Source organism: Halotolerantifilum yawarlongkerapense (genome assembly GCF_054506745.1).
Window position 1 is genome coordinate 2366354 of the sequence record NZ_CP199719.1, and the last position, 26948, is coordinate 2393301.

At 58.1% G+C, this 26948-nt stretch carries 29 protein-coding genes, 1 pseudogene and 1 riboswitch; of the genes and pseudogenes, 24 read left to right on the top strand and 6 right to left on the bottom strand.

Going from position 1 to position 26948, the window contains the following annotated elements:
* The 5 genes from ACULM0_RS11655 (at position 1) to ACULM0_RS11675 (ending at position 3677) form a co-directional block, all read left to right on the top strand.
* Complete coding sequence (locus ACULM0_RS11655) at positions 1–1323, top strand: cobyrinate a,c-diamide synthase (protein WP_463677704.1); 1323 nt, start codon at positions 1–3, stop codon at positions 1321–1323.
* Positions 1310–1807 carry a DUF2284 domain-containing protein gene (locus ACULM0_RS11660; RefSeq protein WP_463677705.1) on the top strand — a complete coding sequence of 166 codons (498 nt, stop codon included), beginning with the start codon at positions 1310–1312 and terminating at the stop codon, positions 1805–1807. The genes ACULM0_RS11655 and ACULM0_RS11660 overlap by 14 nt, the downstream gene beginning before the upstream one ends.
* A 121-nt stretch (positions 1808–1928) precedes the next feature.
* On the top strand, positions 1929–2291 hold the full coding sequence (locus ACULM0_RS11665) for a hypothetical protein (protein ID WP_463677706.1): 363 nt from the start codon (positions 1929–1931) through the stop codon (positions 2289–2291).
* On the top strand, positions 2270–3013 hold the full coding sequence (locus ACULM0_RS11670) for an NAD-dependent protein deacylase (RefSeq protein WP_463677707.1): 744 nt from the start codon (positions 2270–2272) through the stop codon (positions 3011–3013). Before ACULM0_RS11665 ends, ACULM0_RS11670 begins: the two co-directional genes overlap by 22 nt.
* Positions 2997–3677, top strand: coding sequence for a nuclease-related domain-containing protein (locus tag ACULM0_RS11675; RefSeq protein ID WP_463677708.1), 681 nt, complete (start codon positions 2997–2999; stop codon positions 3675–3677). The genes ACULM0_RS11670 and ACULM0_RS11675 overlap by 17 nt, the downstream gene beginning before the upstream one ends.
* Here ACULM0_RS11675 and ACULM0_RS11680 read toward each other — a convergent pair.
* Positions 3663–4307 (bottom strand): phosphatase PAP2 family protein, encoded by a 645-nt coding sequence (locus ACULM0_RS11680; RefSeq protein WP_463677709.1) that lies wholly within the window; start codon positions 4305–4307, stop codon positions 3663–3665. The two genes, ACULM0_RS11675 and ACULM0_RS11680, sit on opposite strands and share 15 nt — an antisense overlap.
* Positions 4308–4415: 108 nt before the next feature.
* Between ACULM0_RS11680 and ACULM0_RS11685 the strand changes: the two genes are divergently transcribed.
* Genes ACULM0_RS11685 through ACULM0_RS11695 form a run of 3 tightly spaced genes read left to right on the top strand, consistent with a single transcriptional unit; the run spans position 4416 to position 7278 of the window.
* Positions 4416–5615, top strand: coding sequence for a glutamate-cysteine ligase family protein (locus ACULM0_RS11685; RefSeq protein ID WP_463677710.1), 1200 nt, complete (start codon positions 4416–4418; stop codon positions 5613–5615).
* Positions 5615–6949, top strand: coding sequence for a hypothetical protein (locus tag ACULM0_RS11690; RefSeq protein ID WP_463677711.1), 1335 nt, complete (start codon positions 5615–5617; stop codon positions 6947–6949). The genes ACULM0_RS11685 and ACULM0_RS11690 overlap by 1 nt, the downstream gene beginning before the upstream one ends.
* 56 nt (positions 6950–7005) lie before the next feature.
* Positions 7006–7278 (top strand): metal-sensing transcriptional repressor, encoded by a 273-nt coding sequence (locus tag ACULM0_RS11695; protein WP_463677712.1) that lies wholly within the window; start codon positions 7006–7008, stop codon positions 7276–7278.
* Between the two features lie 69 nt (positions 7279–7347).
* Here the strand turns inward: ACULM0_RS11695 and ACULM0_RS11700 are convergent, their stop codons facing one another.
* Positions 7348–7557, bottom strand: a complete 210-nt coding sequence (locus ACULM0_RS11700; RefSeq protein WP_463677713.1) for a heavy-metal-associated domain-containing protein — start codon at positions 7555–7557, stop codon at positions 7348–7350.
* A 115-nt stretch (positions 7558–7672) separates the two neighbouring features.
* On the opposite strand from ACULM0_RS11700, the gene ACULM0_RS11705 reads away from it, so the two are divergent.
* The 11 genes from ACULM0_RS11705 (at position 7673) to ACULM0_RS11755 (ending at position 17096) form a co-directional block, all read left to right on the top strand.
* Positions 7673–9664: a sigma-54-dependent Fis family transcriptional regulator gene (locus tag ACULM0_RS11705; RefSeq protein WP_463677714.1), complete on the top strand. Its 1992-nt coding sequence runs from the start codon at positions 7673–7675 to the stop codon at positions 9662–9664.
* A 236-nt stretch (positions 9665–9900) separates the two neighbouring features.
* Positions 9901–10350 (top strand): Na+/H+ antiporter subunit E, encoded by a 450-nt coding sequence (locus ACULM0_RS11710; RefSeq protein ID WP_463677715.1) that lies wholly within the window; start codon positions 9901–9903, stop codon positions 10348–10350.
* A gap of 6 nt (positions 10351–10356) precedes the next feature.
* Positions 10357–10623: a monovalent cation/H+ antiporter complex subunit F gene (locus ACULM0_RS11715; RefSeq protein WP_463677716.1), complete on the top strand. Its 267-nt coding sequence runs from the start codon at positions 10357–10359 to the stop codon at positions 10621–10623.
* Entirely contained in the window at positions 10613–10924 is a 312-nt protein-coding gene (mnhG, locus tag ACULM0_RS11720; protein ID WP_463677717.1) for a monovalent cation/H(+) antiporter subunit G, read from the top strand. The genes ACULM0_RS11715 and mnhG overlap by 11 nt, the downstream gene beginning before the upstream one ends.
* A complete protein-coding gene (locus ACULM0_RS11725; protein WP_463677718.1) occupies positions 10903–11139 on the top strand; it encodes a hydrogenase subunit MbhD domain-containing protein in 237 nt (78 codons plus the stop codon). The genes mnhG and ACULM0_RS11725 overlap by 22 nt, the downstream gene beginning before the upstream one ends.
* Entirely contained in the window at positions 11139–11408 is a 270-nt protein-coding gene (mbhE, locus tag ACULM0_RS11730) for a hydrogen gas-evolving membrane-bound hydrogenase subunit E (RefSeq protein ID WP_463677719.1), read from the top strand. The genes ACULM0_RS11725 and mbhE overlap by 1 nt, the downstream gene beginning before the upstream one ends.
* Positions 11408–11794, top strand: coding sequence for an MnhB domain-containing protein (locus ACULM0_RS11735; RefSeq protein ID WP_463677720.1), 387 nt, complete (start codon positions 11408–11410; stop codon positions 11792–11794). The genes mbhE and ACULM0_RS11735 overlap by 1 nt, the downstream gene beginning before the upstream one ends.
* Positions 11791–12141, top strand: coding sequence for a sodium:proton antiporter (locus tag ACULM0_RS11740; RefSeq protein WP_463677721.1), 351 nt, complete (start codon positions 11791–11793; stop codon positions 12139–12141). The genes ACULM0_RS11735 and ACULM0_RS11740 overlap by 4 nt, the downstream gene beginning before the upstream one ends.
* Complete coding sequence (locus ACULM0_RS11745; RefSeq protein WP_463677722.1) at positions 12138–13592, top strand: complex I subunit 5 family protein; 1455 nt, start codon at positions 12138–12140, stop codon at positions 13590–13592. Before ACULM0_RS11740 ends, ACULM0_RS11745 begins: the two co-directional genes overlap by 4 nt.
* 39 nt (positions 13593–13631) lie before the next feature.
* Complete coding sequence (locus ACULM0_RS11750) at positions 13632–15059, top strand: complex I subunit 5 family protein (RefSeq protein ID WP_463677723.1); 1428 nt, start codon at positions 13632–13634, stop codon at positions 15057–15059.
* 24 nt (positions 15060–15083) lie between these two features.
* The gene (locus ACULM0_RS11755; protein WP_463677724.1) at positions 15084–17096 is read left to right on the top strand and encodes a complex I subunit 5 family protein; all 2013 of its coding nucleotides are present in this window, start codon (positions 15084–15086) and stop codon (positions 17094–17096) included.
* A 61-nt stretch (positions 17097–17157) separates the two neighbouring features.
* Here ACULM0_RS11755 and ACULM0_RS11760 read toward each other — a convergent pair whose 3' ends face one another.
* The 3 genes from ACULM0_RS11760 to lysA all read right to left on the bottom strand — a co-directional run bounded on the left by ACULM0_RS11760 (position 17158) and on the right by lysA (position 21327).
* The gene (locus tag ACULM0_RS11760) at positions 17158–18588 is read right to left on the bottom strand and encodes a DNA integrity scanning protein DisA nucleotide-binding domain protein (protein ID WP_463677725.1); all 1431 of its coding nucleotides are present in this window, start codon (positions 18586–18588) and stop codon (positions 17158–17160) included.
* A 220-nt stretch (positions 18589–18808) separates the two neighbouring features.
* Positions 18809–20020 carry an aspartate kinase gene (locus ACULM0_RS11765; protein ID WP_463677726.1) on the bottom strand — a complete coding sequence of 404 codons (1212 nt, stop codon included), beginning with the start codon at positions 20018–20020 and terminating at the stop codon, positions 18809–18811.
* Between the two features lie 14 nt (positions 20021–20034).
* A complete protein-coding gene (lysA, locus tag ACULM0_RS11770; RefSeq protein WP_463677727.1) occupies positions 20035–21327 on the bottom strand; it encodes a diaminopimelate decarboxylase in 1293 nt (430 codons plus the stop codon).
* 126 nt (positions 21328–21453) lie between these two features.
* Positions 21454–21616, bottom strand: a riboswitch (Lysine riboswitch).
* Between the two features lie 119 nt (positions 21617–21735).
* On the opposite strand from lysA, the gene ACULM0_RS11775 reads away from it, so the two are divergent.
* From ACULM0_RS11775 to ACULM0_RS11795, 5 genes are all read left to right on the top strand, one after another.
* A complete protein-coding gene (locus tag ACULM0_RS11775) occupies positions 21736–22938 on the top strand; it encodes a response regulator (RefSeq protein WP_463677728.1) in 1203 nt (400 codons plus the stop codon).
* A gap of 146 nt (positions 22939–23084) precedes the next feature.
* Positions 23085–23828: a peptidylprolyl isomerase gene (locus ACULM0_RS11780; protein WP_463677729.1), complete on the top strand. Its 744-nt coding sequence runs from the start codon at positions 23085–23087 to the stop codon at positions 23826–23828.
* Positions 23829–23895: 67 nt separating this feature from the next.
* Positions 23896–24840, top strand: a complete 945-nt coding sequence (locus tag ACULM0_RS11785; RefSeq protein ID WP_463677730.1) for a 3'-5' exoribonuclease YhaM family protein — start codon at positions 23896–23898, stop codon at positions 24838–24840.
* 14 nt (positions 24841–24854) lie between these two features.
* Positions 24855–25973 (top strand): mechanosensitive ion channel family protein, encoded by a 1119-nt coding sequence (locus ACULM0_RS11790; RefSeq protein WP_463677731.1) that lies wholly within the window; start codon positions 24855–24857, stop codon positions 25971–25973.
* Positions 25974–26098: 125 nt separating this feature from the next.
* The gene (locus ACULM0_RS11795; RefSeq protein WP_463677732.1) at positions 26099–26644 is read left to right on the top strand and encodes a copper amine oxidase N-terminal domain-containing protein; all 546 of its coding nucleotides are present in this window, start codon (positions 26099–26101) and stop codon (positions 26642–26644) included.
* A 41-nt stretch (positions 26645–26685) separates the two neighbouring features.
* Here ACULM0_RS11795 and ACULM0_RS11800 read toward each other — a convergent pair.
* Positions 26686–26766, bottom strand: a pseudogene (locus ACULM0_RS11800) (SEC-C metal-binding domain-containing protein); the annotation flags it as partial.
* Between the last annotated feature and the right edge of the window lie 182 nt (positions 26767–26948).

Below are 26948 nucleotides of genomic sequence, written 5' to 3' on the forward strand. Positions count from 1 at the left end.
ATGGCAAAAGCCTTTATTCTATCGGCGCCCCGCTCCGGCGGTGGCAAGACAACGGTAACGATGGCCCTGCTCGGCGCCTTGAAAAAAGCGGGCCACAAGCCCGCGGCCCTCAAGGTGGGTCCCGATTACATAGACCCCATGTTCCATCGGCAGGTGCTGGGTTTACCCACGGGAAACGTCGACCTCGTGATGATGGGAAGCAAAGGCGCGGCAGAAGTTCTGGCCGAGAAGGCCACGGATGCGCGGACCCTGGTGATCGAGGGGGTCATGGGGCTTTATGATGGCAAGGGGGATGGGCTCGACAACGGTTCTACCGCCCACCTGGCCAGAACGCTCAACCTCCCCGTGGTCTTCGTGATCGATCCCACGGGGATGGCCCAGTCCCTTCTGGCCCTCCTTTCGGGGTTCATGAAGTTCGATCCGAGGATCAAGGTGGCCGGTGTGATCCTGAACAAGGTCAAGCCCCATAGCGTTCCCTACTACCGGAACATGATCGAGAAGCATCTGCCGCTCAGGGTCTACGGCTATCTACCCGCCATGGAAGAGGTACACCTGCCTTCGCGCCATCTGGGTCTCGTGACCCCTGGGGAGCGAGAGGGTATCGACCGGATTGTGGAGCGACTCTCCGAGACGGCCCTGGAGACCATGGACCTCTCGGGGCTCCTTGCCCTGGGGACCGACATACCACCGAAAAGAAGAGAACTGCACCTGGCGCCCCCGAGCCGTGGTGTGGCGGCCATCGCCTCTGATGCGGCCTTCAGTTTTATCTACGACGATGTCCACGAATGGTTCCAAAGACGGGGGTTTGTCGTGAAGACCTTTTCGCCGCTTGGCGATGAGCAGCTACCGGAGGGCGTGACGGCCCTCTATCTTCCCGGTGGGTATCCGGAGCTCCATCTAGAAGCCTTGGCGGACAACCGTTCGATGCTGTCCTCGGTAGGTGACTATCTTGAAAGCGGAGGTGCTTGTTATGCTGAGTGCGGTGGCATGATGTACCTGGCCGAGACGGTGAAAGAGGTCCCCCTCGTGGGTTTTCTCCCCCTTGCCATCACCATGACCGACCGCCTACAGGACTTTGGTTACCGCCACATCCGCTGGCAGGGTCTCAAGGCGACGGGTCACAGCTTCCACCACTCCGTCGCCGAGATGACGGGGGAAATCGATCGCTGGTACGAGACGGACCGCGGGAGCGACCACTGGCGACCTGCCGGTTACCACAAAGAAGCGACCTACGCCTGTTACGTGCACATGCACTTTTCCTCCGCAAGCGAGATATTGGAGAAGCTATTTCTGAAGGGGAGTGAAAGTCATGACCGTACGTAGGACCGTGAGAATACGGCACGACGAACTCCTCCTCTCTCATGATCCGGAGCGGATTTTCGGCTACTGTTCGTCCTGTAAGCATCACGGGAAACTTTGGACCTGTCCACCCCACGAGGTGGACCCGCTGATGATCCTGGGCGACTTCTCGGAGGCGGTTCTCTACCGCTGGCTAGTTCCTTACCAGAGCGATGAGAAGCTGGCGATTTTCAACAAAGCCAGACAAGAGATGGCCGGGGCGATGGTCGCAGAAGCCAGGGAGGGGGAAGCCATCCTGATCGCCGGCGAGTGTTTCGCCTGCGAGCGCTGCACGCGGTCAAAAGGCCTCCCCTGTGTCAAGCCGGAGGAGCGGCATTACAGCCTCGAATCCCTGGGTTTCGACGTGCAGCGGATGTTGGAAAAACACTTTGGCGAAGCGCTTCTCTTCCCGGGCGATCCGGATTTTCAAGGGTACACCCTCGTCGGGGCTCGGATCATAAAACCATAGACACGGTGAGCGGCCTGAATGAAGGCCGCTCTTTTGTGGTATATAGTGAAACGAAAGGAAAATCTTTCGGGCGGGTCGTTTGTAGCCCACCTGTTAACTGCTGTCTAGAGGGGGGAAAGCTATGCATCATTATTACTTCAAGGGTCACGGGTACCAGTTCGCCAAGATCATCCACCGCGTTTTCGGAGAGGGTTACCGACGGCAAAATGATGAGACGGGTGTTTCGATTATCTCGGCACTGGGAGACCGCATCGTGAAGTTGGTGGACGATCCGGAGGAATTCCACGCTGTGTTCGATGTGGCCGTGCCTACGCTCTCCGAACACGTGCACCTGCTCAAGCACACCGATGAAGAGACGGAGGTTGAACACCAGCATTTCGTCTATAAGGGCGGTAGCATTGAGGATCTACTGGTCCTCGCCGAGATTGCCAAGAAAAACTACGAACAGAAACGAGGGACGGTATGGAAAAACTCCTCGAGTTGATCCGCGCATCGGATCAGATTGTATTTTTCGGCGGAGCCGGCACATCGACGGAATCGGGTATCCCGGACTTCCGTTCGGAGAGCGGGCTCTACCATGCGAAAGAAGTCTACGGTTATCCACCGGAGCAACTGATCAGCCGAAGTTTCTTCGATCGCCATAAACCGCTTTTTTACAAGTACTACAGGGAGAATCTCCTATGGCCCCAGGCAAAGCCCAACGCCCTGCACCGCGCGCTTGCCGAGCTCGAGGGACGGGGAAAATTGGCCGGTATTGTCACCCAGAATATCGACGGTCTCCACCAGGTGGCCGGTAGCCTGGTGGTACACGAGGTCCATGGATCGGTCCACCGGAACTACTGTGTGGGCTGTGGTGAGCGTTTTGATCTCAAGGCCTTCCTCGACCTCGAGGAAGAAGTGCCCGCCTGTCCAATCTGCGGGGGTGTGGTGCGTCCCGATGTGGTGCTTTATGAAGAGGGTCTGAACCACGACGTGCTGACGGCAGCGGTGCGATTGATCGCCTCGGCCGATCTTCTCATCGTGGGTGGCACCTCCTTGGTGGTCTATCCGGCGGCGGGACTGATCGACTATTATCGCGGGGATCAGCTGGTGCTGGTCAACCGAACGCCTACCCCTTACGATGGACGGGCAGATCTTGTGTACAATACGTCTATCGGATCCTTTTTTGCATCGGTGATGGAGGCGCTCGATGGCCCGGGTCGCTAAGAAGGGACGCTACCTCTACCGCGCCTACCGACGACTCTGGTGGCTCCGCTTTTTCATGGCCGTGCTGGCTATTCTGATCCTGGGTGCGTCCTACTATTTCCCCCTGCTCCTGTTGGCAACCCCGGTACCGCTTTTCGCGTACAAGCGGATTGAAAAACAGCGGCGGATTGTCAAGAGCGGTCTCGAAGGGGAACGCATCACCGACAAGCGCCTGAAGATGCTACCGAAATCCTATGTGATCTACAGCGATATTCATTTCAACGGTAGCCAAATCGACCACCTGGTGATCGGGCGTAGCGCCCTCTACGTGGTGGAGACCAAGCACGTGCGGGGCAAGCTACAGGGACGTGGCGGAGAAGAGAGTTGGCTCCTGTCCAAGCGGGAGGGCCACCAGCGCCACCTCTACAATCCCATGAAACAGGTGGGCACCCACGCCAAGCAGGTCCGAAGGGGCATCGGGGACGAACGGGTACCGGTGGTACCCATCCTCCACCTGACGCACCCCGATGGCTATGCGAAGGTTACCCAGCCCACCACCTTGTTCGTGGAAGACCGCAAGGGACCCGAGGGACTCGCGCATCTGATCGAACGTCTGGATAAGGAAAAACCGCCCCTGCCGGGACGGTCCATTGCGCGAGTGGAGGAAAGACTAGGTCGGATCTGAGGATTCGGCCTTTTTCATTCTGGGTTTGATGGTCTTCTTGTAGAGGGCGTCGAGGCCGAATACCAACACCGTGCCGGTGACCACATCGACGATCGCGTGTTGCTTGATCAGCAGGGTGGAGAGCAAGATCCCGACGCTCAAAAAGGCAGAGGCGTGGCGGAGGAAAGGGCGGCTTGACGTGAGGCGCGACCGGCTCACCACCAGGTGCACCGCCACGGCGTCGATGGCATGGATGCTCGGGGCCACGTTCGTGGGTGTATCCGTCCTGTAGAGAAAGGCTACGATCTGCGAAAAGAACCCATCGGGCAGTGGGTTCGGGCGTAGGTTCTGGGCCGTGGGGTAGACGAAATAGACCACGTAGCTCAGGGCCATCCCCGTGTAGATCAAAAAGAGCAGGTGTTTGAAATCACGCTCAGAGTAGAGAGCGAAAAACCCCACTGCGACGCCTACGTAGGGAAACCACATTAGGTAGAAGAGGACCATGGGCGGCACGAAGGGCAGGGCGTAGTCCAGGGATATGGTCATCAGATGGTATCCGCCCGTCCGGCTCTCGGCCAAGAGAAAGAGCAATCCGAAAAAAGGATAGATACCGAGCAGGAGCAGGTAGCGTTTGTCTTTCAAGTTGAACATGTCTTCTCACCTCATATCTGCTCTATTGTAGCATACGTCGCTAGAACTTCTCAATTACCACTAACAGGATTCCGGGCAAAATGGTATGATTAAGGATGAGGTGAAAACATGAGAGAACAATTGATCGAGATCCTACGCTCCGGGGAAACGTCTGCCAAAGGACGTGTCGGAGCAGAATTTGAATATTTCATCGTCGATGCGGACTACCGTGCCGTCGACTACCCGACCGTGGCCGGCATCCTGGAAGAACTGGCGCCCGAGGCCGTGGTGACGACCTACGAAAAAGACGACCTGCTCGGCCTGCGTTTCGAGCACTTTGCCATTACGCTCGAACCGGGAAGCCAGTTCGAGATCAGTGTGGATGTGACCGATACCCTGGAGGCACTTTTCGAGCGGCGCCGCTTTCTCTTCGACCGGTTGGAACCACTGCTCAAGGCGCGTGGGCTCAAGCTCCTGGCCACGGGTTACCAGCCGGTGACCCCCATCGGCGAGATCAGCCTCCTGCCCAAGGACCGCTACCGCTGGATGCACGATTACTTCGAAAGCTGCGGCCCCCTGGCCCACGATATGATGAAGGGATCCGCAGCCCAGCAGATTGCCATCGACTACAGGGATGAGAAGGATTTTGTCGATAAGATGCGTCTCGGGAACATCTTGGGTCTCCTCCAGGCCTCCCGGCTCGATCACACCACCTACTGGGCCGGCAAGCCCTATCCCGGGGTCAACGCCCGCCTGCACATCTGGAACGCCTGTGATGAGGACCGCTGCTGTCAACAGTACGGTGCCTTCGAGAAGGACTTCGGATACGCCGCCTACGCCGACTACCTCCTTTCGGTTCCGCCGATTTTTCTCGATGGCAAGCCAACGGGGAGAAAAATCCTGTCACAACTGCCCCACAGAAACGATCGCGCCACCGCCGACCACCTGATGAGCATGGTCTTTCCCTTTGTGCGGGCGAAACACTACATCGAGATTCGCACCTTGGACAGCCTGCCCGCGCCCTACGATCGTGCGGCCGTGGCCTTTTTCAAAGGGCTCCTCGCCGACCCGGCGAACGTCAGGACCCTGGTGGACCGCTACGCTGCGGTCACGGAGGCAGGCTTCGACGGCTTGAAGAACGCCCTGCTCGAGTCGCACAATCCGGATTTCCTCGGTGAAAGCGTGGACCAGCACCTTGCAAAACTCATCCGTCTCGCCGAGCAAGGCCTTCCTTCCGAAGAAAAGAAGGACCTGTCACCGCTCGCAGGTCTCGACCGTCCGCTGGGTGAAGTCCTCGGCAGGGACCTCGCCCCTAGGGAGGTGATCTGATGCCCTCGCACACCTTTTACGAAACCTTTGAAAAGGCCGTCTCCGCCCGCCCCGACGCCTATCTCCAGGATGCGAAAGACTACACCGATCGACTGATCAAAGCCGGTTGCGTCTACGGGGACGAGGTCGTCGCCCATACCTATATGCCCACGGTCTACACGCCTGAGGAGACCGCCGACTTCGAAAACATCGCCCGGGCGGCGGACCGGATGATGCGGGAGACCATCGGCGCCTATCTCGCCGATCCCCTGTTCCGCACGGCCATGGGTTTCGATCCCCTGCTCGAAAAGCTGATTCAAAAAGAGCCCGGCTACGACATCCCCGTGCCCATCACGCGCACAGACCTCTTTTACAGTGCGGTGGGTGATTTCAAGATCTGTGAGATCAACACCGATGGTACATCGGCCATGCTCGAGACCAACCTCTTCGAGAGGGAAGGGGTCCAATCCCTCTGGCAGGAGGAACTCCAGTGGCCGATCGCCTGGCGCGAGCTGATCGATCGTTACACCGAGGTGCTCCTTTCCTGCTATGCCCAGTGGACCGACCGCTCGGGGAGTTTGCCGCGCGTGGCCATCGTGGATTTTCCCGGGAAGATGAAGACAGAGTTCCAGGCCTTCATCAAGGCCTTCGAGAAGCGGGGCATCCACTGCGAGATCAGGTCTCCGGAAGAGCTCCGGTACGTATCGGGCAGGCTCCTGTCACCCTCGGGTCCCATCGACCTCGTCTACCGGCGGCTTGTAACCTCCGATCTCATGGAAGACGTGGATCGGTGTCGGCCGCTCATCGATGCCTACCTGGGAGATGCCGTCTGCCTGGTGGGTTCCTTCCGCACCCAGGTGCCCCATAATAAAAAATCCTTTGAACTCTTGCACGATGAGCGCTTTCGCCATCACTTCTCTGCCGAGACCCAGCGTTTCATCCGCGACCACGTGCCTGTGACGGCGGCCTTGACGGCCAAAAGTGCGGGGATCGTGATCGAGGAGAAGAACCGGTGGGTGCTCAAACCATCGGACCGATACGCCACCAAAGGCGTGCTCCTCGGTATCGCCACCGACGAGACCCAGTGGTTGAAAGCCGTTGAAGAAGGACTCGAGACTGGGGATTATCTCTACCAGGAATTCTGCAGCCCACCCCAGCGCACTTTGCTGGTGGCCGGAAAGAAGCGCTTTTCACCCAGGGCCTTCTACAGCATGGTGGGGCTTTTCACCTATGCGGGACATTTCGCCGGCTGCCTCACGCGCGTCAATGGGATCCCCATGATCGCCGGCAACCACGGTGGTCTGGAGACGGCCTCCTATTTCGAGACCCAACCAGGTCCTTCGTTTGACAGGTAGGCCCCCCTGCGGGTATCATGAAGACAGTAGAAAGAGCAGTAGGGGGGAGGCGGAGCATGCGGGAACACGGGCACCACAGGAAGAAAGAAGTCACCAATAGGCTGGCGCGAATCGCCGGACACGCTGAATCCATCAAACGGATGTACGACGAGGGGCGGGATTGTAGCGATATCTTGGTTCAGATCGCCGCCGTCCGATCGGCCCTGAACAACGTGGGGAAGCTTGTCCTCGAGGACCATATCAACCACTGCGTGGTCGACGCGATCAAGACCGGCGACGAGCGAATGCTAGCGGATCTGAGCGATGCGCTAGAAAAATTCCTGAAATAAAAAAGAGGTCCCTCGGGTCGCGCCGGTAGCGCAATCAAGGGACCTCTTTGTCTACTGCTGTTCTTGTGTTTATGAAGCGACGGTTGCGTCGTAGCCCGCCTCATCCACGGCTTCTACCAGCGTCTGATCGGCAATCTCCCGATCGGATTCCACGACGGCACGGCCTGCTTCCAGGTTGACCTGAACCTTGGTCACGCCCTCGAGGGCTTCTAGTGACTTCTGTACGCGGTTCACGCAGTGCATGCAGCTCATGCCTTCGATGGTCAGTGTTTTCGTCATAATAGAACGCCTCCTGTTATTCGAAATGAGATTCGTTTACACGTATAGTATACAGCAAATTGTTGTTTTCGTATACCCCCTGGGGGGATATTGCAAATATTAAGGGGGGACAAGGATGCCTGGAAAAGATCGATTCGAAAGACGAAAGGCCTACCAGAAGGCCTGGCATGCTTACATAGCGGGTGGAGAACCCGAAAAAGGACTGGTGGCGAACGAGATCCTGGAGAGCTGGCGCCGCTCGCGGGACCATGGGGTGGATCCCGATGGAACCGGCTTTACGGAGATACTGGGAGGGCCGGACCTCGAGAAGCGGCTGAGCGATAGTACCGCTCTCCTCGATGTGGCCCGACCCTTCATGCGCTCCATCCACAGTATCGTCGGCGCCGACCAGTTCGTGGTACGCATCACCGATCACGAGGGTTATGTCCTCGAAATCATCGGCGGAGAAACCGCGAGAACCACCGGCAGGACCCTGGGGGTCGTGCCCGGTGCCAACGTATCAGAAAGCCTCATCGGGACCAATGCCATCGGTCTCTCCCTCGTCACCGGACGGGCCATCCAGGTCATGGGTGCCGAGCACTACCGACGCATCTACCACGAGTGGACCACGTCCGCGGCCCCCATCGTCGGTGGCGACGACCGGGTGCTCGGGGTCATCAGCATCTCCGGCCACTACGAGAAGGTGCACCCCCACACCCTGGGCATGGCCCTGGCCAGTGCCGAGGCCATCGGCCACGAGCTCGCCCTGATCACGGCCAACCGCAATCTGGCGCGTGCCCACGAGCACAGCCTGGCCATGATGGAGGCCATGAAGGAAGGGATCCTCTGTATCGATGAGCGGGGGGTGATCCGCGACATCAACGGGGTGGCCCGTCGCATGATGGGCCATCCGAAGAAAAACCTCGCGGGAACTCCGCTCTCCCACCTGCTCAAGGGTGAGAGTCTGGCGGCCCTCACCAAAGCCTTCGGCGGTAAGGATAAGATCGAAGAGACCGAAATGACCTTTCACACCAAGTCGGGCCGTCGCCTCAACCTCTTGGTCACCTTCACCCCCCTCGAACACGCCGATCAACCCTACCGCGAGGCCGTTCTCACGCTGCGCGAAGCGAAAAATGTCCACCACCTGATCAACCGCTTGGCAGGGACGGGCGCCATCTACACTTTTGACGATATCCTCGGGCGGTCGCGACCGATCCTAGACGCCCTCCGCCTTGCCTCCCATGCCTCTGACTCCGAGGCCACGGTACTGATCCTGGGGGAGAGCGGTACCGGGAAGGAACTCTTCGCCCAGTCCATCCACAACGCCTCACCGCGTCAGAACCGTCCCTTCGTCTTCCTCAACTGCGGGGCCATCCCCAGGGATCTCGTGGCCAGCGAGCTCTTTGGCTACGTGGAAGGAGCCTTTACCGGCGCCAAGCGCGGGGGCCACCCGGGCAAGTTCGAACTCGCCGACGGCGGTACGCTCTTTCTCGATGAGATCGGCGATATGCCGCTCGACACCCAGGCGACCCTGCTCCGCGTGCTCGAGACCAAAGAGCTCATGCGCGTGGGCGGGCACGAGGTGATCCCCGTGGACGTCCGCGTCATCGCAGCCACGAACAAAGACCTCCAGGAAGAAGTGCGACGCGGTAATTTCCGGGGTGATCTCTTTTACCGCCTGAACGTGGTCATGCTCCAGATCCCGCCTTTACGCGAGCGACCCGGCGATCTGATGCTACTCGTCGAGGCCATCTTGAAAAAAGCTGGTGCCGGTGACATCGACCTGTCAGAGAGCTTTCTCCAGAAACTGTCCCTGCACGACTGGCCGGGCAACGTCCGCGAGCTGCAGAATATCCTCCAGCAGTCCCTGCATTTGCTGGGGGGAGGCGACAAGCTGGAGGACCGCCACCTGCCGCCCCATCTTTTGGAGTCCGTACGGGAGGAGACGGGTTTTATCGAGGCTGTTGAGACGGACCTCAGTCTAGAGACCGTCGAGCGGCGCGTGATCGAACGCACCGTGGCGGCCCACCGCGACAACCTGACCGAGGCCGCACGTATCCTGGGGATCAGTCGAACGACCCTTTATCGAAAGCTGGAGAAATATCACCTGAAACATCTCATGCGGTAATGTTACAATAATGGACGCATGTTTCATAATTGAACGAATTAATTCGAATTACACCCAAAATCTGTTACAATAATGGACGGAGGGTGTTTTTCGCCCAGGTCAGGAAAAGGTTTTCTTGCCCCTCGGTACCCGCCAGTGGCCTTTTGGCGCCCCCAGGGGACGCTTTAGCCCCCGTGGGGGCTAGTTGGCATATGGATTGCATGAATAGGTGTAGTGAAGGAAAAGGAGGGGTGCCGGTGATCTGGCGTTGGTTGATCTATACAATTTTTGCAGTGGTCGTCATGGGGAACATGGCGCCCGATCGATGGATTGCGGCCGCCGTGCTCGGTGCAGTGGTGGCCTATCTGACCCCCTGGGAAAGACGTGAGAGTGGCTGGCACAAACGCTATTTACTTCTCTTCGGTCTGCGGCTTTTCTGGGAGATCGTCATCGCCAACCTATCGGTGGCCAAGCGTCTGCTCAGCCCAGATCCCCAGGTAGATCCCGTGATGGCCATTTTTGATACCCGCCTGAGGGACTCGCGTCTCATCGCCCTTCTGGGCAATGCGATCACCCTGACCCCTGGGACCATGACCGTGGCGATCAGTGGCCAGCGGCTCACGGTACACGGCCTGTCACCGGAGGATGTTAACGCGCTGTCCAGCCATCCGCTGGTGCGACTTTTGGAAAAAGTGGAAGGGATTTGATAGAAGATGAACGTTTCATGGATACCCTTTTTCATCTATGGTCTCTTTCTCGTCCTCGCCGCCCTGATCCGTGCGGTGGTGGGACCCACGGCCGCCGACCGCCTGGTGGCCATCAATGTGATCGGTACCAAGCTCACGGTGTTGATCGTCCTCTACGCTCATGCCACGGATCAGGGGGCACTACTGGACCTGGCCCTGATCTATGCGCTCATCAGCTACGTGGGTAGCGTGATCTTTGCCAAAGTACTGGGGGCTGATGGACTTGTGGACTAGTACGGGTTATCTGCTGCTCCTGGCGGGTTTTTTCTTTCTGTCCATGGGCGTCCTCGGTCTCTGGCGTTTTCCCGATACCATGAGCCGCTGCCACGGCGCGGCCAAGAGCGATACCCTGGGGGCCATCCTCTCGGTCATCGGTAGTCACTTGGCCTTCGGTGGGGAAAATTTACCGAAACTATTGTTCATCGTGGGCTTTCTCTGGCTCACCACACCCACGGCCTCGCATCTGATCGCACAGGCCGTCCTCGCGACCGAAAGAAAGGGGGGTGATCACCCGTGGCGACCTTACGACTCATGATCCTGCTGATTCTGATCCTGACCGCCCTGGGGGTCGCCGTGGTCCGTTCGCTCCTCTCGAGCGTGGTCCTCTTCATGGTCTACAGTCTGGCCATGGTGGTGCTCTGGCTCTTTCTCGGGGCCCCAGATTTAGCCTTCACTGAGATTGGCGTGGGCCTCGGCATCACGAGCTTTCTCTTTTACCTGACCCTTCGTCGCGTGGGGGAGGTCTCCTGATGAAAGGATTCGCAGTACTTCTGACGATTCTCTTGGTCCTGGCCCTCCTCGCCGGGGTCACGGAGTTCCCTACCTTCGGTTCCCCCGATTCACCGGCCATGGGGACCCTTTACCGTCATTATACGGAAGAGGGCCTTGCGGAGACCGGGGCGGAAAACCTGGTGGCGGGCATCGTGCTCGATTACCGGGCGCTCGATACACTGCTCGAGGCCGTGGTGATCCTGACCGCTGGGCTGATCATCTACCACCTGATCGGGGAGAGACGCTGATGCACCAGATCATTTTCATCGAAGTGACCCGCCTCATCGCCCCCTTCGTTCACCTCATGGCCCTCTTGGTTATGGTGCTCGGTCACCTGGTGCCCGGCGGCGGTTTCGCCGGCGGCAGCCTGCTCGGAGTGGCCTACCTCCTAGAAGACCTGGCGGGGAAACCGCGCGAGGTGGACTTTCTCTCGCGAACGGCCACCTTGCTCCTTCTCTACACCCTGGTGAAGGGCGTTACCTTTCTCTTCCCCGGCATCCACCCGCCGCTGGGGACACCCGGGGCCATCCTGAGCGGCGGCCTGATCCTACCTCTGAACCTGATCGTCGGCCATGTGGTGGGGGAAATCGTCTACCACCTCTACCGCTGGTTCGAAGGGGGGGAAGGCGCATGAGAATCCTGCTCACAAACGCCACGGAAACGGCGGCGGTCCTGCTCTTCGCCATCGGCTTCATGATCCTTTTGCTGCATCCCCACATGATCAAGAAGATCATCGGCATGAACCTGATGGAAACCGCCATCTTCTTGTACTTTACCTCCATCGGATACGTGGAGGAAGGGGTGGCACCTCTTTTCGTGGAAGGGTCCCCTGTCTACGTGAACCCCCTGCCCACGGCGCTGATGCTCACGGGCATTGTGGTTTCCGTCTCGATGACGGCCCTGATGCTAGCGCTGGCCGTGAGACTCTACGAAGCATACGGAACCTTGGATCTTACCTGGACGGGAGGCGATGAAACATGATGCTGATCACCCTACTTTCCCTACTCGCGGCAGCGCTCCTCACCTTGATCGCACGAAAGCGCATCCACTGGCAAAAGATGCTCATCGCCCACGTGGTGCTCTACGGTGGTCTCGCGGCTTCGCTCTTTGCCACCTTCTACGCCCGGGGACCCGGCGCCGTGAAAATGATCACCGTGGGACGTTTCGATGCGCCCTTCGGCATTCTGTTCGGGGTAGGGGAACTGGAACTGGCCCTCTCGGTGCTCTTTTTAATGATCGCGGCCCTGGTCCTTTGGTTCGCCTACTACACCCTCGATTTTGAGCTGCCCGACGGTAGGCGGCATTCTTACCTGGCCGTCGTGGACCTCTTGCTCCTCTCCCTCATAGGGATCGTCGCTACGCGCGATCTCTTCAACGCCTATGTGTTTCTCGAGCTGAGCACCCTGGCGGCCTGTGGCCTCATCGTGCTCAAGGACAAGAAGGAGAACCTCAGGGCCACCATGAAGTACCTGGTGCTCTCGATCCTGGGCTCCGGTCTGGTGCTCATCGGCATCGCCTATCTCTTTGCCATGACGGGGCACCTGAGCTTCGGCGAGATCCAGGTGGCGCTTCACAGCGGAGGTCATGAGTTCGACCGGATGATCAAGGTGGCCATCGTGGCCTTTAGTTTCGGTCTCGGTGTCAAGGCGGCCCTCTTTCCCGTCCACATCTGGCTACCCGATGCCCACTACAGTGCGCCGAGTCCCTCGAGCGCCCTGCTCTCTTCCATCGTGATCAAAGCCCCGGTGGTGCTCCTGATCAAGCTCTTCTACCAGGTCTTTTCGCTCGAACTGCTGGTAGAAGCCCGGATCTTTACGATCCTCATGATCTTGGGGTCGTCGGGCATGCTGATCGGAAGCCTTTTCGCCATCTTGCAAAAAAATCTCAAGCGCATGGTGGCCTACTCCTCAGTCGCCCAGATGGGCTACATCTTCCTGGCCATCGGCCTGGGAACGGACTTCGGTCTGCGCGTGGCCTTCTATCATGTCTTCGCCCACGCCCTGACCAAATCCATGCTTTTCTTGAGCGTGGGATCCATCTACGAGCAGGAGAAAACCCTGGAGATCTCCGAGCTCAAGGGACTCGGCGCAGAACTGCCCGTGACCCTCGGGATTTTCGCCCTGGGGGCCCTGTCCATGGTCGGGATCCCGGTGCTGCCCGGCTTCATCACCAAGTGGTACCTCAGCCTGGCCACCATCGAGTCCGGCAAGCTGATCTATCTCTTCGTGATCCTGGCCTCGAGCCTGCTCAATGCCGTCTATTACTTCCCGATCATCATCAACGGCTTCTTCGGAAAAGAGAACATGAAGGGAAGGACCCAGTCCAAGGAGGCCAAGCCCGTGGTCGAACTCCTGCCCGTGATCATCTTGGCCGTTTTCCTGCTCCTGGCCGGTGTCTACTCCGGTCGCATCTTTGAGCTCTTTTCCGTCTGATCCCTAGTTCCGAACGGTTACCTAAGGAGGTGAATGCCCGTGTTGGTCTTATCGATCCTGCTCCCGCTGATCGGGGGTACTTTGATGTACTACGCCCGAGAGGAGAAGCACCAGCGCCTCTTGGTCCTGGCTACCGTCTTCGGCACGGCCCTCGTCCACATGCTGGTCCTCTTCTTCTTCTCAGGAGAACCCCTCCACGTGATCCGCGTGAACGATTGGATGGATCTGGTGCTCACCCTCGATGGTCTGGGACGGCTCTTTAGTTTCCTGATCGTCTGGCTTTGGGTGCTCACCGCCTTCTACGCGCTGGGTTATCTCTCCGACGAACGGGTCAAGCGCCGGCGTTTCTTCTCCTTCTTCCTGCTCACCGAGGCGGTGACCCTGGGGGTGTCCATGGCGGGGAACCTGCTGACGCTCTACCTCTTCTATGAGTTCCTCACGCTGGCCACCTTTCCCCTGGTGATCCACTATGGGACGGATGAGGCGCTGGCCAGCGGAAAGAAGTACCTGATCTACTCCTTTTTCGGGGCCACGCTGGTGCTCATGGGCATGATCCTCTTGATGAGCGAACACTTTCTCGTCTCCTTTATCCCCGGCGGACTCTTTAGGGGCATCTACAGCAACCGCTCCCTCTGGGCCTTCGGCTTCCTCTTCGCCGGATTCAGCGTGAAGGCGGCCATGGTGCCCTTCCACAGCTGGCTCCCCGGAGCCATGGTAGCGCCGACGCCCGTGAGCGCCCTCCTGCATGCCGTGGCCGTGGTCAAGTCCGGGATCTTCGCCCTCCTGCGCGTGGTGCTCTTTGTCTTCGGGCTCCAGATTTTCGACCAGTGGTACTTCCGGCCCTTCTTTGGGGTACTGGTGCTCTTGACCATCGTCATGGGTTCGCTTCTCGCCCTCCACCAGGACCACATCAAGAAGCGGTTGGCCTACTCGACGATCAGCCAGCTGGGTTACATGCTCCTCGGGATCGTCCTGGCCAACAAACTGGCCATCACCGGGGCCATCCTCCACCTGATCAACCACGCCCTGATCAAGATCTCCCTCTTTTTCATCGCGGGGATCCTGTACAAGGTCTACCACGAGACGGATATCACCCGCATGAAGGGGGTGGGCAAGCTCCTCGGTCTCGAAATGGGGGTCTTCGGTCTCTCGACGATCTCGCTCATCGGCATCCCGCCCACCAACGGCTTCGTCTCCAAGTGGTACCTGGCGCGCGGTGCTTTCGGCGGAGGTAGCCTGTTTTTCGTCCTGGTACTGCTCCTCTCGGCCTTTTTAACGGCGGCCTACTTGCTGCCCGTGGTGACCGCGGCCTTTTTCGAAAATGGCATCAACGAAAGGGAAGAGAAGAAAGACGTGCCCCTGAACATGCGCGTGCCCGTCTTGGTGCTCGGCGCCCTCGTGGCCCTGCTCGGTCTGTTTCCCACACCGGTCATCCTGTACATCGAATCCTGGTTGATCCCACTGTAAACCCGTGAGAAAGGAGGTATACCCGTGTCTATCGCATTACTCTCGGCCTTCTTGTGGCCGCTGATCGCCTCTGTGATCACCTATTATCTCGGGCGAAAGAATGAGCTGTGGCGCAATACCTTCGTGGTCCTCGCTTACGGGCTCTCCTTCTTCCTCGTGATCGCCTCTCGGGGGGAGTCGCTGGTGATCGGACAGATCATGGGTGTGGGCCTGCACCTGAGCGTCGATGGCTTTCGGTTTCTCTTCGCCATCCTGACGACCTTCGTCTGGTGGATGACCACCCTTTACTCGCTGAAGTACATCGAGGGCTATGAAGACAGGGACCGTTATTTCTTGTTCTTCAACCTGACCTACTGGGCCACCTTGTCGCTTTTCATGACGGACAACCTGATCAACCTCTTCACTTTTTTCGAGATCATGAGTTTCACCTCCTACGCCCTGATCATCCACGATGAGGATCCCTACGCCCACGAGGCCGGGGTCAGCTACATCCGGATGGCCGTGCTCGGCGGACTGGTCATGTTCCTCGGCATCCTCATGCTCTACGAGGCGACGGGGACCTTCGTCATCACCGAGATGATGGCCTTTGAAACAGAGCCGCTGGTGGTACCCGCCCTGATCGTCATGTTCGGCTTTGCCGTGAAGGCCAGTATCTTCCCGCTCCACACCTGGCTACCGAAGGCCCACCCGGCCGCTCCGGCCCCGGCCTCTGCGATCTTATCCGGTATCCTTTTGAAGGCCGGCCTCTACGGCATCCTGGTCATGACCTTCCGGGTGCTATCGGGCTACCAGCCCCTGGGTATTGTTCTGATCCTCCTCGGCTTGGTCAATATGGTCTTCGGAGGCTTTCTGGCCCTCCTGCAGCGGAACGTCAAGCGGATCCTGGCCTACAGTTCCATGAGCCAGGTGGGGTACATCTTACTCGGCGCCGGGATGGCCGTGACCCTCGGCGACCACGGGGGAGAAGCCTTCTACGCCTCGCTTTTTCACCTGGTGAACCACGCGCTCTTCAAGGTGCTCCTCTTTCTAGCCGCCGGAATCATCTACATGGCCCTTCACGAGCTCAGCCTCAATAAGATCCGCGGTTTTGGCCACCACAAACCCTTCCTCATGACGACCTTTTCCCTGGGCATGCTGGCCCTCATGGGTTTTCCCGGGACGGGCGGTTACGTGTCGAAGACCATGCTCCACGAGGTGCTCCTCGAGCTGGCCCACGAGAGCCACAGTGCCTTCTTCACCGGTGTGGAGTGGCTCTTCGTCCTGGCCAGCGGACTCACGGTAGCCTACCTGATGAAAATTTTCTTTCAGGTCTTCGTGGCCCGGTCCGATGATTTCGCCGGTCAGCACCGCGTGCTCATCGGAAAACGCATCTATATCCCCATGTTCATCCTGGGCGGCCTACTGGTTTTCACGGGCTTTTTCCCCGGATGGATCGACGGGATCCTGGTTTCCGCCACCACCAGCATGGGTTTCGCCGTACCCCATCCCCACGGTGTCTATAACGCCCATGGATTGGAAGGTATGGTCGGCGTTCTCGGGGTGGGGATCCTGATCTACCTGCTCGTGGTGCGCGGCCTCCTCATGCGGCGCATGGGGGAAGAGGTGCGTTTTTACAACCCATCGCTGGAGTGGCCGAGCCTAGAGGCCGACGTGTACGTACCGCTCTTTCTCTGGCTTTTCCAAGGGTCCTCCCACCTCTTCCACCGGCTGGACAACATCGCCATCGACAATGCCCGACGCATTAGTCGTCTGTGGCGGGCCCTCCTCAGGGTGGAGTGGCGGGGTATCAACCTGGATCCACTGCTCAGGCGCTTCCTTCTCTTGGCCGATCACAAGCCGAAAAAACCGGATTTCTATGCCATGCGTCAGAAGATGCCGTCGGTGCCCCGGATCGATCTGCCCCGTCCCAAACCACCGGAGGCCCATACGCTCAAAGAAGTGGTCGACGCGGTCTTCAGTCGCGTGAACACCGTGACCTACGGTCTCTTCGTCGCCGCCACGCTCCTCGTGCTGATGCTCGTCTATGTACTCGCCTGAAGAACGATGGACCGCCCGAACCGGGAAAATTCCGGTACCGAGCGGTCCATTTTTTTGTCCATTATTTTGGCAGGCGACACTTGGTTCGCCCCAGGCTCTTCGGTGTGATGAGATCGGTGTAACCATCCTCGGAAATCACGAGGGCCATCACCCGCTTCGTCCCCTTGTTCACGGCGGTCTCCACGTAGCGGAGCGCTGAGTTGTAACGGGCTCCCCGGGAGGGATCGCCGCTCTCCGAGGCCATGCCGTCGAGGATGACCCCGATGCCGTGGATGGCACCCTCAGGGTCGATCAGGATGGCCCCGTCGATGGTGGCCAGGTCGCGGATCAAGGCGGCCTGGACGATCTTGGGCGCCACGGCAAAGCCCTGGTTCTTCAAACGGTCGACTTCCTCGCCGGCCTTTTCGGAAACGATGATCAGCGCCCCCTTCTTCTGCTTCATGGCCTCCAGCAGGACGGCGTAGAAGTAATGGATATCCTCCTCGCCGAGGTCATCGAAGGTACAGCGCATGGTGTACTTGAACCGTCGGTAGTCGATCTTGGCCTTGGGGAGCTCCACTTGTTCGAAGGCCACGCGCATCATGCGCTTGTCCTTGTGATGCACCTCCCACCGGTAGCTTCCCGTGAAGACCACGGTGAAGAGATCCTCCCGGGATAGGCTGTAGTCCCCGCTGAGGTGGCCGATCCCCAGGATGGACTCGCCATCGGAGATCAAACCCACCTGGTTCTCGGTGATCTCAAGGAGCTTGCGCACGTACCGGCTATTGGCCAGGGGAATCCTTTGGTCGAAAAGGAGGATTGTGCGGATGTTCTCGTGCAGGGGATCCTCGTGTTTCTTCAATCCGGGGATCATGAAAAGACGGCCCGTGTTCTCCGCCCGTTCGTAGGAAAGGGTGGAGATTTCGTTGAGCTTATCGTACGTCGCATGCCACACGCGCTCGGGGGAGAGGACCCGTAGAAAGGTCTTCGCAGCCCGCCTGAGCGTATCGCTGTAATCGAGGGCCAGGAGGCTACCCCCGCTCTCCATGCGCGAGAGCAAGGTCTCGATATCCACCAGGATCTCTTTTTTCAGGGCATCGAGCAGGGAGGTCGCCGGATGATCCCCCGAAAGGCCGTAGTACTGTGATGCGGTGGAAGCCTTCAGCCCCACCCGGACGAAGACCACCGTGCGCTGGTGGCGGTGGGGTCCGGCGTAGTAACAGGTCAGATCGTTGCGGCTGTCGTAGGCGTCGAGCAGGGGAAAGAACGCTTTGTAGTAGGCGTGGTTGAGATCGAGGTAGCCGGCCAGGGGCCGCTCGAGATCGGGGAGGTGATCTGTCAGGTAGTCGTTCAGGTCGTGGTAGTGGGGCAGGACGCGCACGTTCATCCGTTCGTCGAAGGTGAGCAGCAGCATCTGGACCCGCGGTTCGAGCGCGGGATCAAGGGCTTTGTAAGTGGCGTTTAGGTAGAGCCTCAAGAATCTGAGCACCTTGGTGATCTGTTTGTCCGACATCCTGGTCACCTCCTGTACATGCTTTCTCTCTTGATACCCGAAAAAAGCCAAAAAAAGCAAAGGGACCACCAGGGAAAGCGGTCCTTTGCTCATTTGGAATGACTCTATGTCACGTGGTTTCGACGGGCACCGGGGATATTACAGAGGGAGGTGGTATCCGTCGCCACTGAGACAACAATTTTCTAATTAATTGTACCACAAAACATCTTGGCTGGCACCCCTAGAGATCAAATTTATAGGCCACCAGGCGCACGGCCTTGTCGGCATCGGCACTACGGATGGTATAGCTGATGCTGATCTCGGAGGTGGTCACCTGGTAGAAATCGATGTGGTTCGTGGAGAAGATATCGAAGAGACTGGCGGCCACACCCGTTTGGCTGACCATGCCGATCCCCACGACAGACAATTTGATCACATCGTCATCGAGGTCCACGCTCATGCCCGTGAAGGGTTCGTCCGTCTTGAGCTTGGCCGTTACGGCCTTGACGGCCATCAGATCGTTCTTGGTGGCCGTGAAGGAGAGGGTCACCTTGCCCTCGTGAGGGGCCGTCTGGCTGATCATGTCCACCAGCACCTGCTCGCTGGCGAGCTCGGCAAAGATCCTGGCGATGTGTTGGGAGGAGAAGGGAATGCCCGAGAGCGTGGCCATGAGGCAGTTCTCGTCCACGGTCATGCCCGTTACGACTTTGTGTTCCATCTGTTGATCCAACTCCTTAATGTAGGTCCCTGGGTAGTCTCCGCCGGACAGTGCCACGTAGAGGGGCACCTTGTACTTGTGGGCCATTTCCACCGCGCGCGTCTCCAGGATGCGCGCGCCCCGGCTGGCCATCTCGAGCATTTCCTCGTAGCTGATGACCTCGAGTTTCTTGGCCTCGGGGTAGAGACGGGGGTCCACGGTGTAGACCCCGTCCACGTCAGTGTAGATCTCACAGGTAGCACCCATGACGGCGGCCAGGCCCACGGCCGTGGTATCGCTACCACCGCGCCCGAGCGTCGTGATATCGCCCTGTGCCGAGATGCCCTGGAATCCGGCGACGACCACGATCTCGCCTTCGGCCAGATGCTTTTCGATCCGGTCCGTCTTCATCTGGTGGATGCGGGCGCGTGTGTGGCTCTGGTCCGTTTCGATTCCCGCCTGGAAGCCCGTGAGGCTCACGGCCTTGCCGCCCAGGGCCTTGATAGCGATGGAGAGCAGGGCGATGGTGGTCTGTTCACCCGTACTCATCAGTAGGTCCAGATCCCGCTTGTCGGGATGGGGCGAGAGCTCACCCGCCATGGCGATGAGCCGGTCCGTGGTGTCGCCCATGGCAGAGACCACCACCACGAGGTCGTCGCCCTGGTCGCGCCGGGCGATCAGGGTCTCGGCGATCTGGTGGATTTTCTCGAGACTCCCCACGGAGGTACCGCCGAATTTCATTACGTATGTGGCCATAAACGTTCGCTCCTTCATAGGTCGTTTCGTATCAGATCATCGTAGGTTTCGCGCTTGACCACGAGCTGTGCCTTCCCTTCTTTGAGGAAGATCACGGCCGGTCGGGTCATGCGGTTGTAGTTGGAGGCCATGCTGTAGGTATAGGCGCCTGTGCCGAGGACGGCGAGGTAGTCGCCCTGCTGGCAGCGGGGCAGGTCTGTTTCGGGGATCAGGATGTCCCCCGACTCGCAGAGCTTGCCGGCCACGGCATAGGTCGTTTCCGCCGGTTCATCCGCTCGGTTGACCAGTCTGGCCTCGTAAAGGGCCCCGTAGAGGGCGTAGCGGGGGTTCTCGTTCATCCCGCCATCGACGAAGAGGTATTTCTTTCCCCCGAAGGTTTCCTTGACGTAGCCCACCTTGTAGAGGGTGAGACCGGCATCGGCCACGAGGGAGCGGCCGGGCTCGATCAAAAGTTTAGGGGTGGTCATCCCCAGGGCTCTCGATTGTTCGATCGCCGCGGAGATAATCTCGGGCAGAACGACTTCGAGATCCATGGGATCGTCGCCCTCGGCGTAGTAGACGCCGAAGCCACCGCCCAGGTTGAGTTCCTTGGTGATGAAACCCGTGCGCTTTTTGACCTTGCCCACGAACTCCATCATGGTGGTGAGGGCCTTGAGATAGCTCTTGCCCTCGAAAATCTGAGACCCGATGTGATAGTGGAAGCCCCGCAGGTTGATGTAGGGCACTTCGGTCAATCGCTCGACAACCTCGAAGATCTGCTCGTCGTAGATGGAGATGCCGAATTTCGAGTCGTTGTCGGCGGTCTTGATGTAGTCGTGGGTATGGGCCTCGATACCCGGGTTCATGCGCAGGAGGATCTCCACGGGGCGGTGCAGTTCCGTGGCGATGAACTGCAGGGTCTTGAGTTCTCCGTAGTTGTCCACCACGATGCGCTTGACCCCGTAGTTGAGCGCCATGATCAGTTCATCGAGGGTCTTGTTGTTGCCGTGTAAATAGATTCGGTTGGGGTCGAAACCTACGCTGATGGCGGTGTGCAGTTCGCCGCCGGAGACCACATCGAGAGAGAGGCCTGCCGCGTCGATGGTGCGGACCATGGCGCGGGTGAGAAAGGCCTTGGAGGCGTAGAGGACCTCCGTGGCCACCTCGGGGTGGCTGAAGGCGTTTTTGAACCTTGCGGCGGTTTCCTGTATCTGCTCCTCGTCGAAAACGTGGAGCGGGGTGCCGTATCTTTGTGCCAGATCCATCAGATCCACATCGCTGTAGTGGAGCCGGTGGTTGTGAATGCGCAGTGCTTCGCGTTGTGTCATATCGTTCGGGTGCCTCCTCTTTCGTGAGCTGGGTGCAAAAAATGAAAAATCGAGAGCGGCTAGGCAAAAGGTCCCAGTCGCTCCCGAGCAGCACAAAAGTCTGTAGGGGCGTATCCTTTTACCCGGCACTATGACAGCGCGCCATCGCCACCATTGGGTCATGGTGACGCGACAGTGCCAGGCTTGTTCAACCTGACCCCAGCGTGAAGTTCACGCTTCGGCGATTTCCCCTTTCGCCCCGAAAATTTTTTCGGGGTTACTCTTGTCCATCGCGACCTCTTTCATAGGCTGTATACTTCGATTCGTTTTTTCGATTATACCGGCTTATGCGTCGCTTGTAAAGCCCGATTTCTCACGGGTCCTGTGGTATAATGAAAAAAAGCGAGGATTTCTTTAGGAGGAATGTGCATGTCAAAGACCCTGCTGTTCGTCGATGACGACAAGGATGTGTTGCAGGCGCTGAGGCGTTTGTTTTTTCATACGACGTACGAAACCCTGTACACGACAGATCCTGTGGAGGCCCTGTCCCTTTTGGAGGCCCACCGCGTGGATCTCTTGATCGCCGATCTCACGCTACCCTCCGTGGAAGGGAAAGCCTTTATCGAGGTGGTCAAACGCCGGTTTCCCCTCACCTTGCGCGTAGCCCTCTCCGGCTACAGCGACCAGGTGGATTCGCGCGCCGGTCTCGATAACAATCTGGTGAAGTTTCACCTGTTCAAGCCCTGGGATAAGGACGAGCTGCTCACGATGGTAGACCGACTCTTCGCGCTCGAGAGCACGTTGACGAACAAGCGCCTGCTCAATACCATCAACAATCTGGAAAAACTGCCCACGGTGCCGAATCTTTACGAGCGCCTGAACCGGATGATCGACCAGGAGGCCTCGATCAACGACATCACCGGGATCCTAGAGGAGGACCAGTCCATCTCCTCGCGCATGTTGCGCGTGGCCAACTCGGCCTTCTACAGTGCGAAAACGGGTTCGATCCACCAGGCGATCCTGTACATCGGCCTGCTCAATGTGAAGAACATCGTCCTCTCGAACAGCGTTTTCAGCACCCTCGTGGACGAGCGGGCCAAGGGGGAGCGGCTCTGGGAGCACGCCAGCCTCTCGAACAAGCTCTTCCATCTCTTTTACAATGAGATCTTGCGAAAAAAAGTGCCGGATGAGTTTGCTTCGGCCGGACTCCTGCACGATGTGGGTCGCGTGGTGATCATCAACAACTTCCCTGACGCGTATTTCGAGCTCGTGGATGCGGCCCGCGAGGTGGAGGACGTGGAGTACATGGGTGTGGAGAAGACCCTGATCGGGGCCGATCACGCCAAGATCGGTGGTTATCTGCTCAACTGGTGGGGGATCCCCCTACCCATTGTGGAGGCGGCGCTCTACCACCATGATCCGCTCAATCCGTCGGTGATCAACAAGGAGATGGTGGCCATGGTGCACCTGGCCAATTACTATTCCTGGAGCCTTCTTCACGAGGGGGCGGATGTGATCATCGCCTTCGAAGAGGAAATCTTCGGTCGGATCGGCAGGAAGAGAAAAACCTTCGACAGCCTCATCGCGCGTCACAAAACAGGGCTCATGGCCCCCTTTGTGGCGACGGATTGATCCGGGCAAAACCCGCCGACTATTAATAGTAGGATTCCCCCGCTAGGACGCGCCGAGAAAGTCCCGGCGGGGGTTTGCCTTTTGGCCGGATGTTTGTTAGGATGTTCTTATGACAAATAACCGTGTACAGTAAGGAGATTTATCACATGACAGAAAAAATTCTGGCCAAAGTAGAAGGCCGCCCCATTACAGAAGCCCAGCTCGCTGCCCTTTACCAGTCGCTCGGACAGAACGCGGCCCAGTTCCAGGGTGAAGAAGGTAAACAGCGTCTCGTGGAAGAGTTGATCAACCAGGAGCTCTTTCTCCTCGAAGCTCTCGAGAACGACGTGGAAGAGACCGAAGCCTTTAAAGAAGAGCTCGAGGCGGCAAAAGAGAACATGCTCAAGCAGTTTTCCATTCGACAGCTGCTCGAGTCCGTGGACATTTCTGAAGAAGAGATGAAAAACTTTTACGAGCAGAACCAGGACCGCTTCGAAAAGGGTGAAGAGGTCACGGCAAGCCACATCCTCGTGAAAACAGAGGACGAGGCCAAAGAAGCACTTGAGCGCGTGATGAACGGCGAGTCTTTCGGCGACGTGGCCCAAGACCTGTCGACGTGTCCGTCGAAAGAACGCGGTGGCGACCTCGGTGCTTTCTCCAAGGGCCGCATGGTACCCGAGTTCGAAGAAGCAGCATTTAACCTAGAGGTCGACGAGATCTCCGAGCCGGTGAAGACGCAGTTCGGATACCACGTGATCAAGGTGACGGATAAGTCCGACGCCAGTAAGCTCAGCTACGATGAGACCAAAGGCGAGATTCGCCAGCGTCTGACGGTAGAGAAGCAGAACAAGTTGTACCTCGACAAGGTGGAAACCTTGAAAGACGCTTACAACGTCGAGATCGTAGAATAAGAATCCATCAGATGAATGTGGAGCCCCCTTCGAGATGAGGGGGCTCTTCTCACAGGAGGGGACCAGCATGCTAGAAAAACGAATCGCCGATTTCGCGGCGGGTGACGAGATCCAGAATTACTTCTTGATCCGAAAGCTCGACCTGCGGATCTCGTCGAACAACAAGGAATACTTTGATCTGACCCTCGCCGATGCGTCGGGAGAGATCAATGCCAAGCTATGGAACGTGGGTGAAGAGGAAAAGGCAAGCCTCGTGGCCGGTGGACTGGTGAAGGTACGCGGTCACGTACAGGAGTGGCGGAATAGCCTCCAGTTCAAAGTGGTCAAGATCCGGGAGACCCTTGAGGAGGATGGCGTCAAGATCGAGGACTTCGTCAAATCGGCGCCCCTCGAGGCCCAGGAGATGTACGATGAACTGATGGGCTACGTGGACGGGATGGAGAACGATCACATCGCGCGCCTTTGCCGCCACCTCTACGAGGAGAGACGGGAAAAACTGCTCTTCTACCCAGCCGCCAAGTCCAACCACCACGCCATTCGGTCGGGACTGCTCTACCACCTGCTCCGGATGCTGCGATCTGCAGCGGCCCTCTCCGCGGTCTACGAGAACATCGACACGGATCTGCTGTTTGCCGGTGTGCTCCTGCACGACATCGAGAAGTTGAGCGAGCTCGACTCCGATGAGCAGGGTATCTGCGATTACACGGTGAAGGGCAACATGATCGGCCATATCAACATGGCTGTGGTCACCATCGAGAAAGTGGGCGAGTCCCTGGATGTGCCAGCGGAAGAGATCATGCTCTTACAGCACATGGTGCTCAGCCACCACTACCAGCCGGAGTATGGATCGCCCAAGAAACCCATGATCAAGGAAGCCGAGCTGCTCCACTATGTGGACATGATCGATGCCCGTATGTACGACTTCGAAGAAGCGGTGCAGTCCTTGCAACCGGGTGAGTTGTCCGAGCCCATCTGGTCGCTGGACAGAAGACGCATCTACCGTAAGCGTTAGGAGGGGAACCCCTTATGGTCGAATTGATCTACCGATTACCGATTACTTTCATCTGGCAGGATTACGCTATTGCAGCGGCCATAATCCTGTTCACCTACCTGCTGCGCAAACCCCTGACGGGCCTTGTGGCCAAAATCGGGAAGAAGGTTTTCAAAAAAGAAGTCATCCACGAGCTCATCGAGGGCTTCAAGGAACCGGTGATCCGCCTGCTCCTCTTCCTCGCCATCATCTTTGCGCTCGAGCGCGTGATCACTGCTGAGGGCTTCTCGCTCTTTGCCCTCCGGCTCAAGAAATCGGCTGTGGTCGTGACGGTGGCCGTAGGTCTCTACAAGATGGAGACGATCTACGAGGGGATCTTCCACCGGGTGGACAGCCGGGCGAGCCTGGGATCGAGCCAGATCATCCAGCGGATGACCGTTCAAGTGGTCCGCTTCTTGATCTTGACCCTGGCCTTCGTGATGGTGGTTTCGGAGTTCGGTTTCGATGTGAACGGCTTCATCGCCGGTCTGGGGATCGCTGGAGCGGCCATCGCCCTGGCCACGCAGCGCAGCCTGGGGAATGTCGTGGCCGGGTTCTCGATCCTGCTCGACAAACCCTACGATATTGGTGATCTCGTGGAGTGTAGCGGGGTCTTCGGATCGGTGGAGGCGATCAACTTCCGCTCCACCCGCATCCGGAACTTCGACAAACAGCTCGTGGTGGTACCCAATACCATCATGGCGGACAATGCGCTCTATAATTATTCGCGCAGGGAAAACCGATCTGTGCGCTTTCACTTGGGCCTGGTCTACGCTACGCCTGCGGAGAAGTTAGACCGGGTATCCACGCGCATCAGGGACATGCTCCTCGAGCGAGAGGATATCGATAATGAACGGCTCAACGTGAGTTTCGAGCGCTTCAACAACTCGAGCCTCGATCTGTTCATCTACTACTACTCGAAGACCAACGACTGGAACGAGCACCTGGGCATCCAGCACCAAGTGAACCTCCAGATCATGGATATTCTGAAAGAGGAGAAGGCATCCGTGGCCTTCCCATCGCAGTCCGTCTACTTCGAGAACCCGATCAAGGAAGTACCTTGGGACTTTGGGAAGAACGAACCGATGGTAGCAGAAGAAGCGCCGGAAGCTTGATCAAAAGCTAATCCTCCGCGGCAATAGCCACGGAGGATTCTTTTATGGGAACATTCCGATTATTTTGGCCCTGTGGAACTTACTGGCCATGGGGATCGTCGTAAGGTCAAAGGAGCTGATGAAAAATGAAAATGAAAAAGAAAGTATTGAGTTTTGTTCTGTTGCTGACTATGGCCCTCGGTGGCGGTGGTGCCTTTGCCGGGACCGACGATGTGGAGATGGTTCCCCTCAGGGAAACGGCCGAGTCTCTGGGCTATACGGTCACCTGGAACGCCGAGGCGAAGCGGGTCGAGCTGGTCAAGGGGCCGCACTATACCTACGTTATCGCCGGTGAGAACGCCTACATTTTTGCGCGGATGGCCCCCTTTGAGCTGTCTACCGCGCCGGTGATTGAAGAGGGTCGCCTCCACGTACCTGTGGAGTTTTTCCCGGCGGTGCTTAAAGTAGACCAACAGGGAGAAGAGGTGGGAACCTTCGAGGGGATCATCACGGAATTGAGCGAAGAGCGCATCGTGCTCGGAAGTGATCCCATGGAGCAGATCATCCTGCACGTATCCGAGACCAGCATTTTGCAAGGGGACTTTTCCGTGGGCGACCGCGCGACCGCCATCACCCAGCCTGTGATGACCATGAGCATCCCGGCGCAGACGGGCCTTTTGATCCTGTACTAGCGTGACTTGAAGGAAAAGGAAAAGACCCGGAAGTAGAACGCTTAAGCGCGTTCTGCCTCCAGGTCTTTTTTCATGCAGCATTTCTTGTACTTTTTCCCGCTACTGCAGTAGCAGGGTTCGTTGGGGCCGGGCTTTTCTTCTACCCCACAAAAAACGAATTATGCGACACTGTAGTTATTCGAAGGACGATTCGCTATTGATGAAAGAGACGTTGAGAGCCTAATAGGCAAAGAATCCCCCTATGATATAGCACAGCTTACTCATTCACAGTATCTGTTATCTGTGACTTTGGCTCATTGTTTCT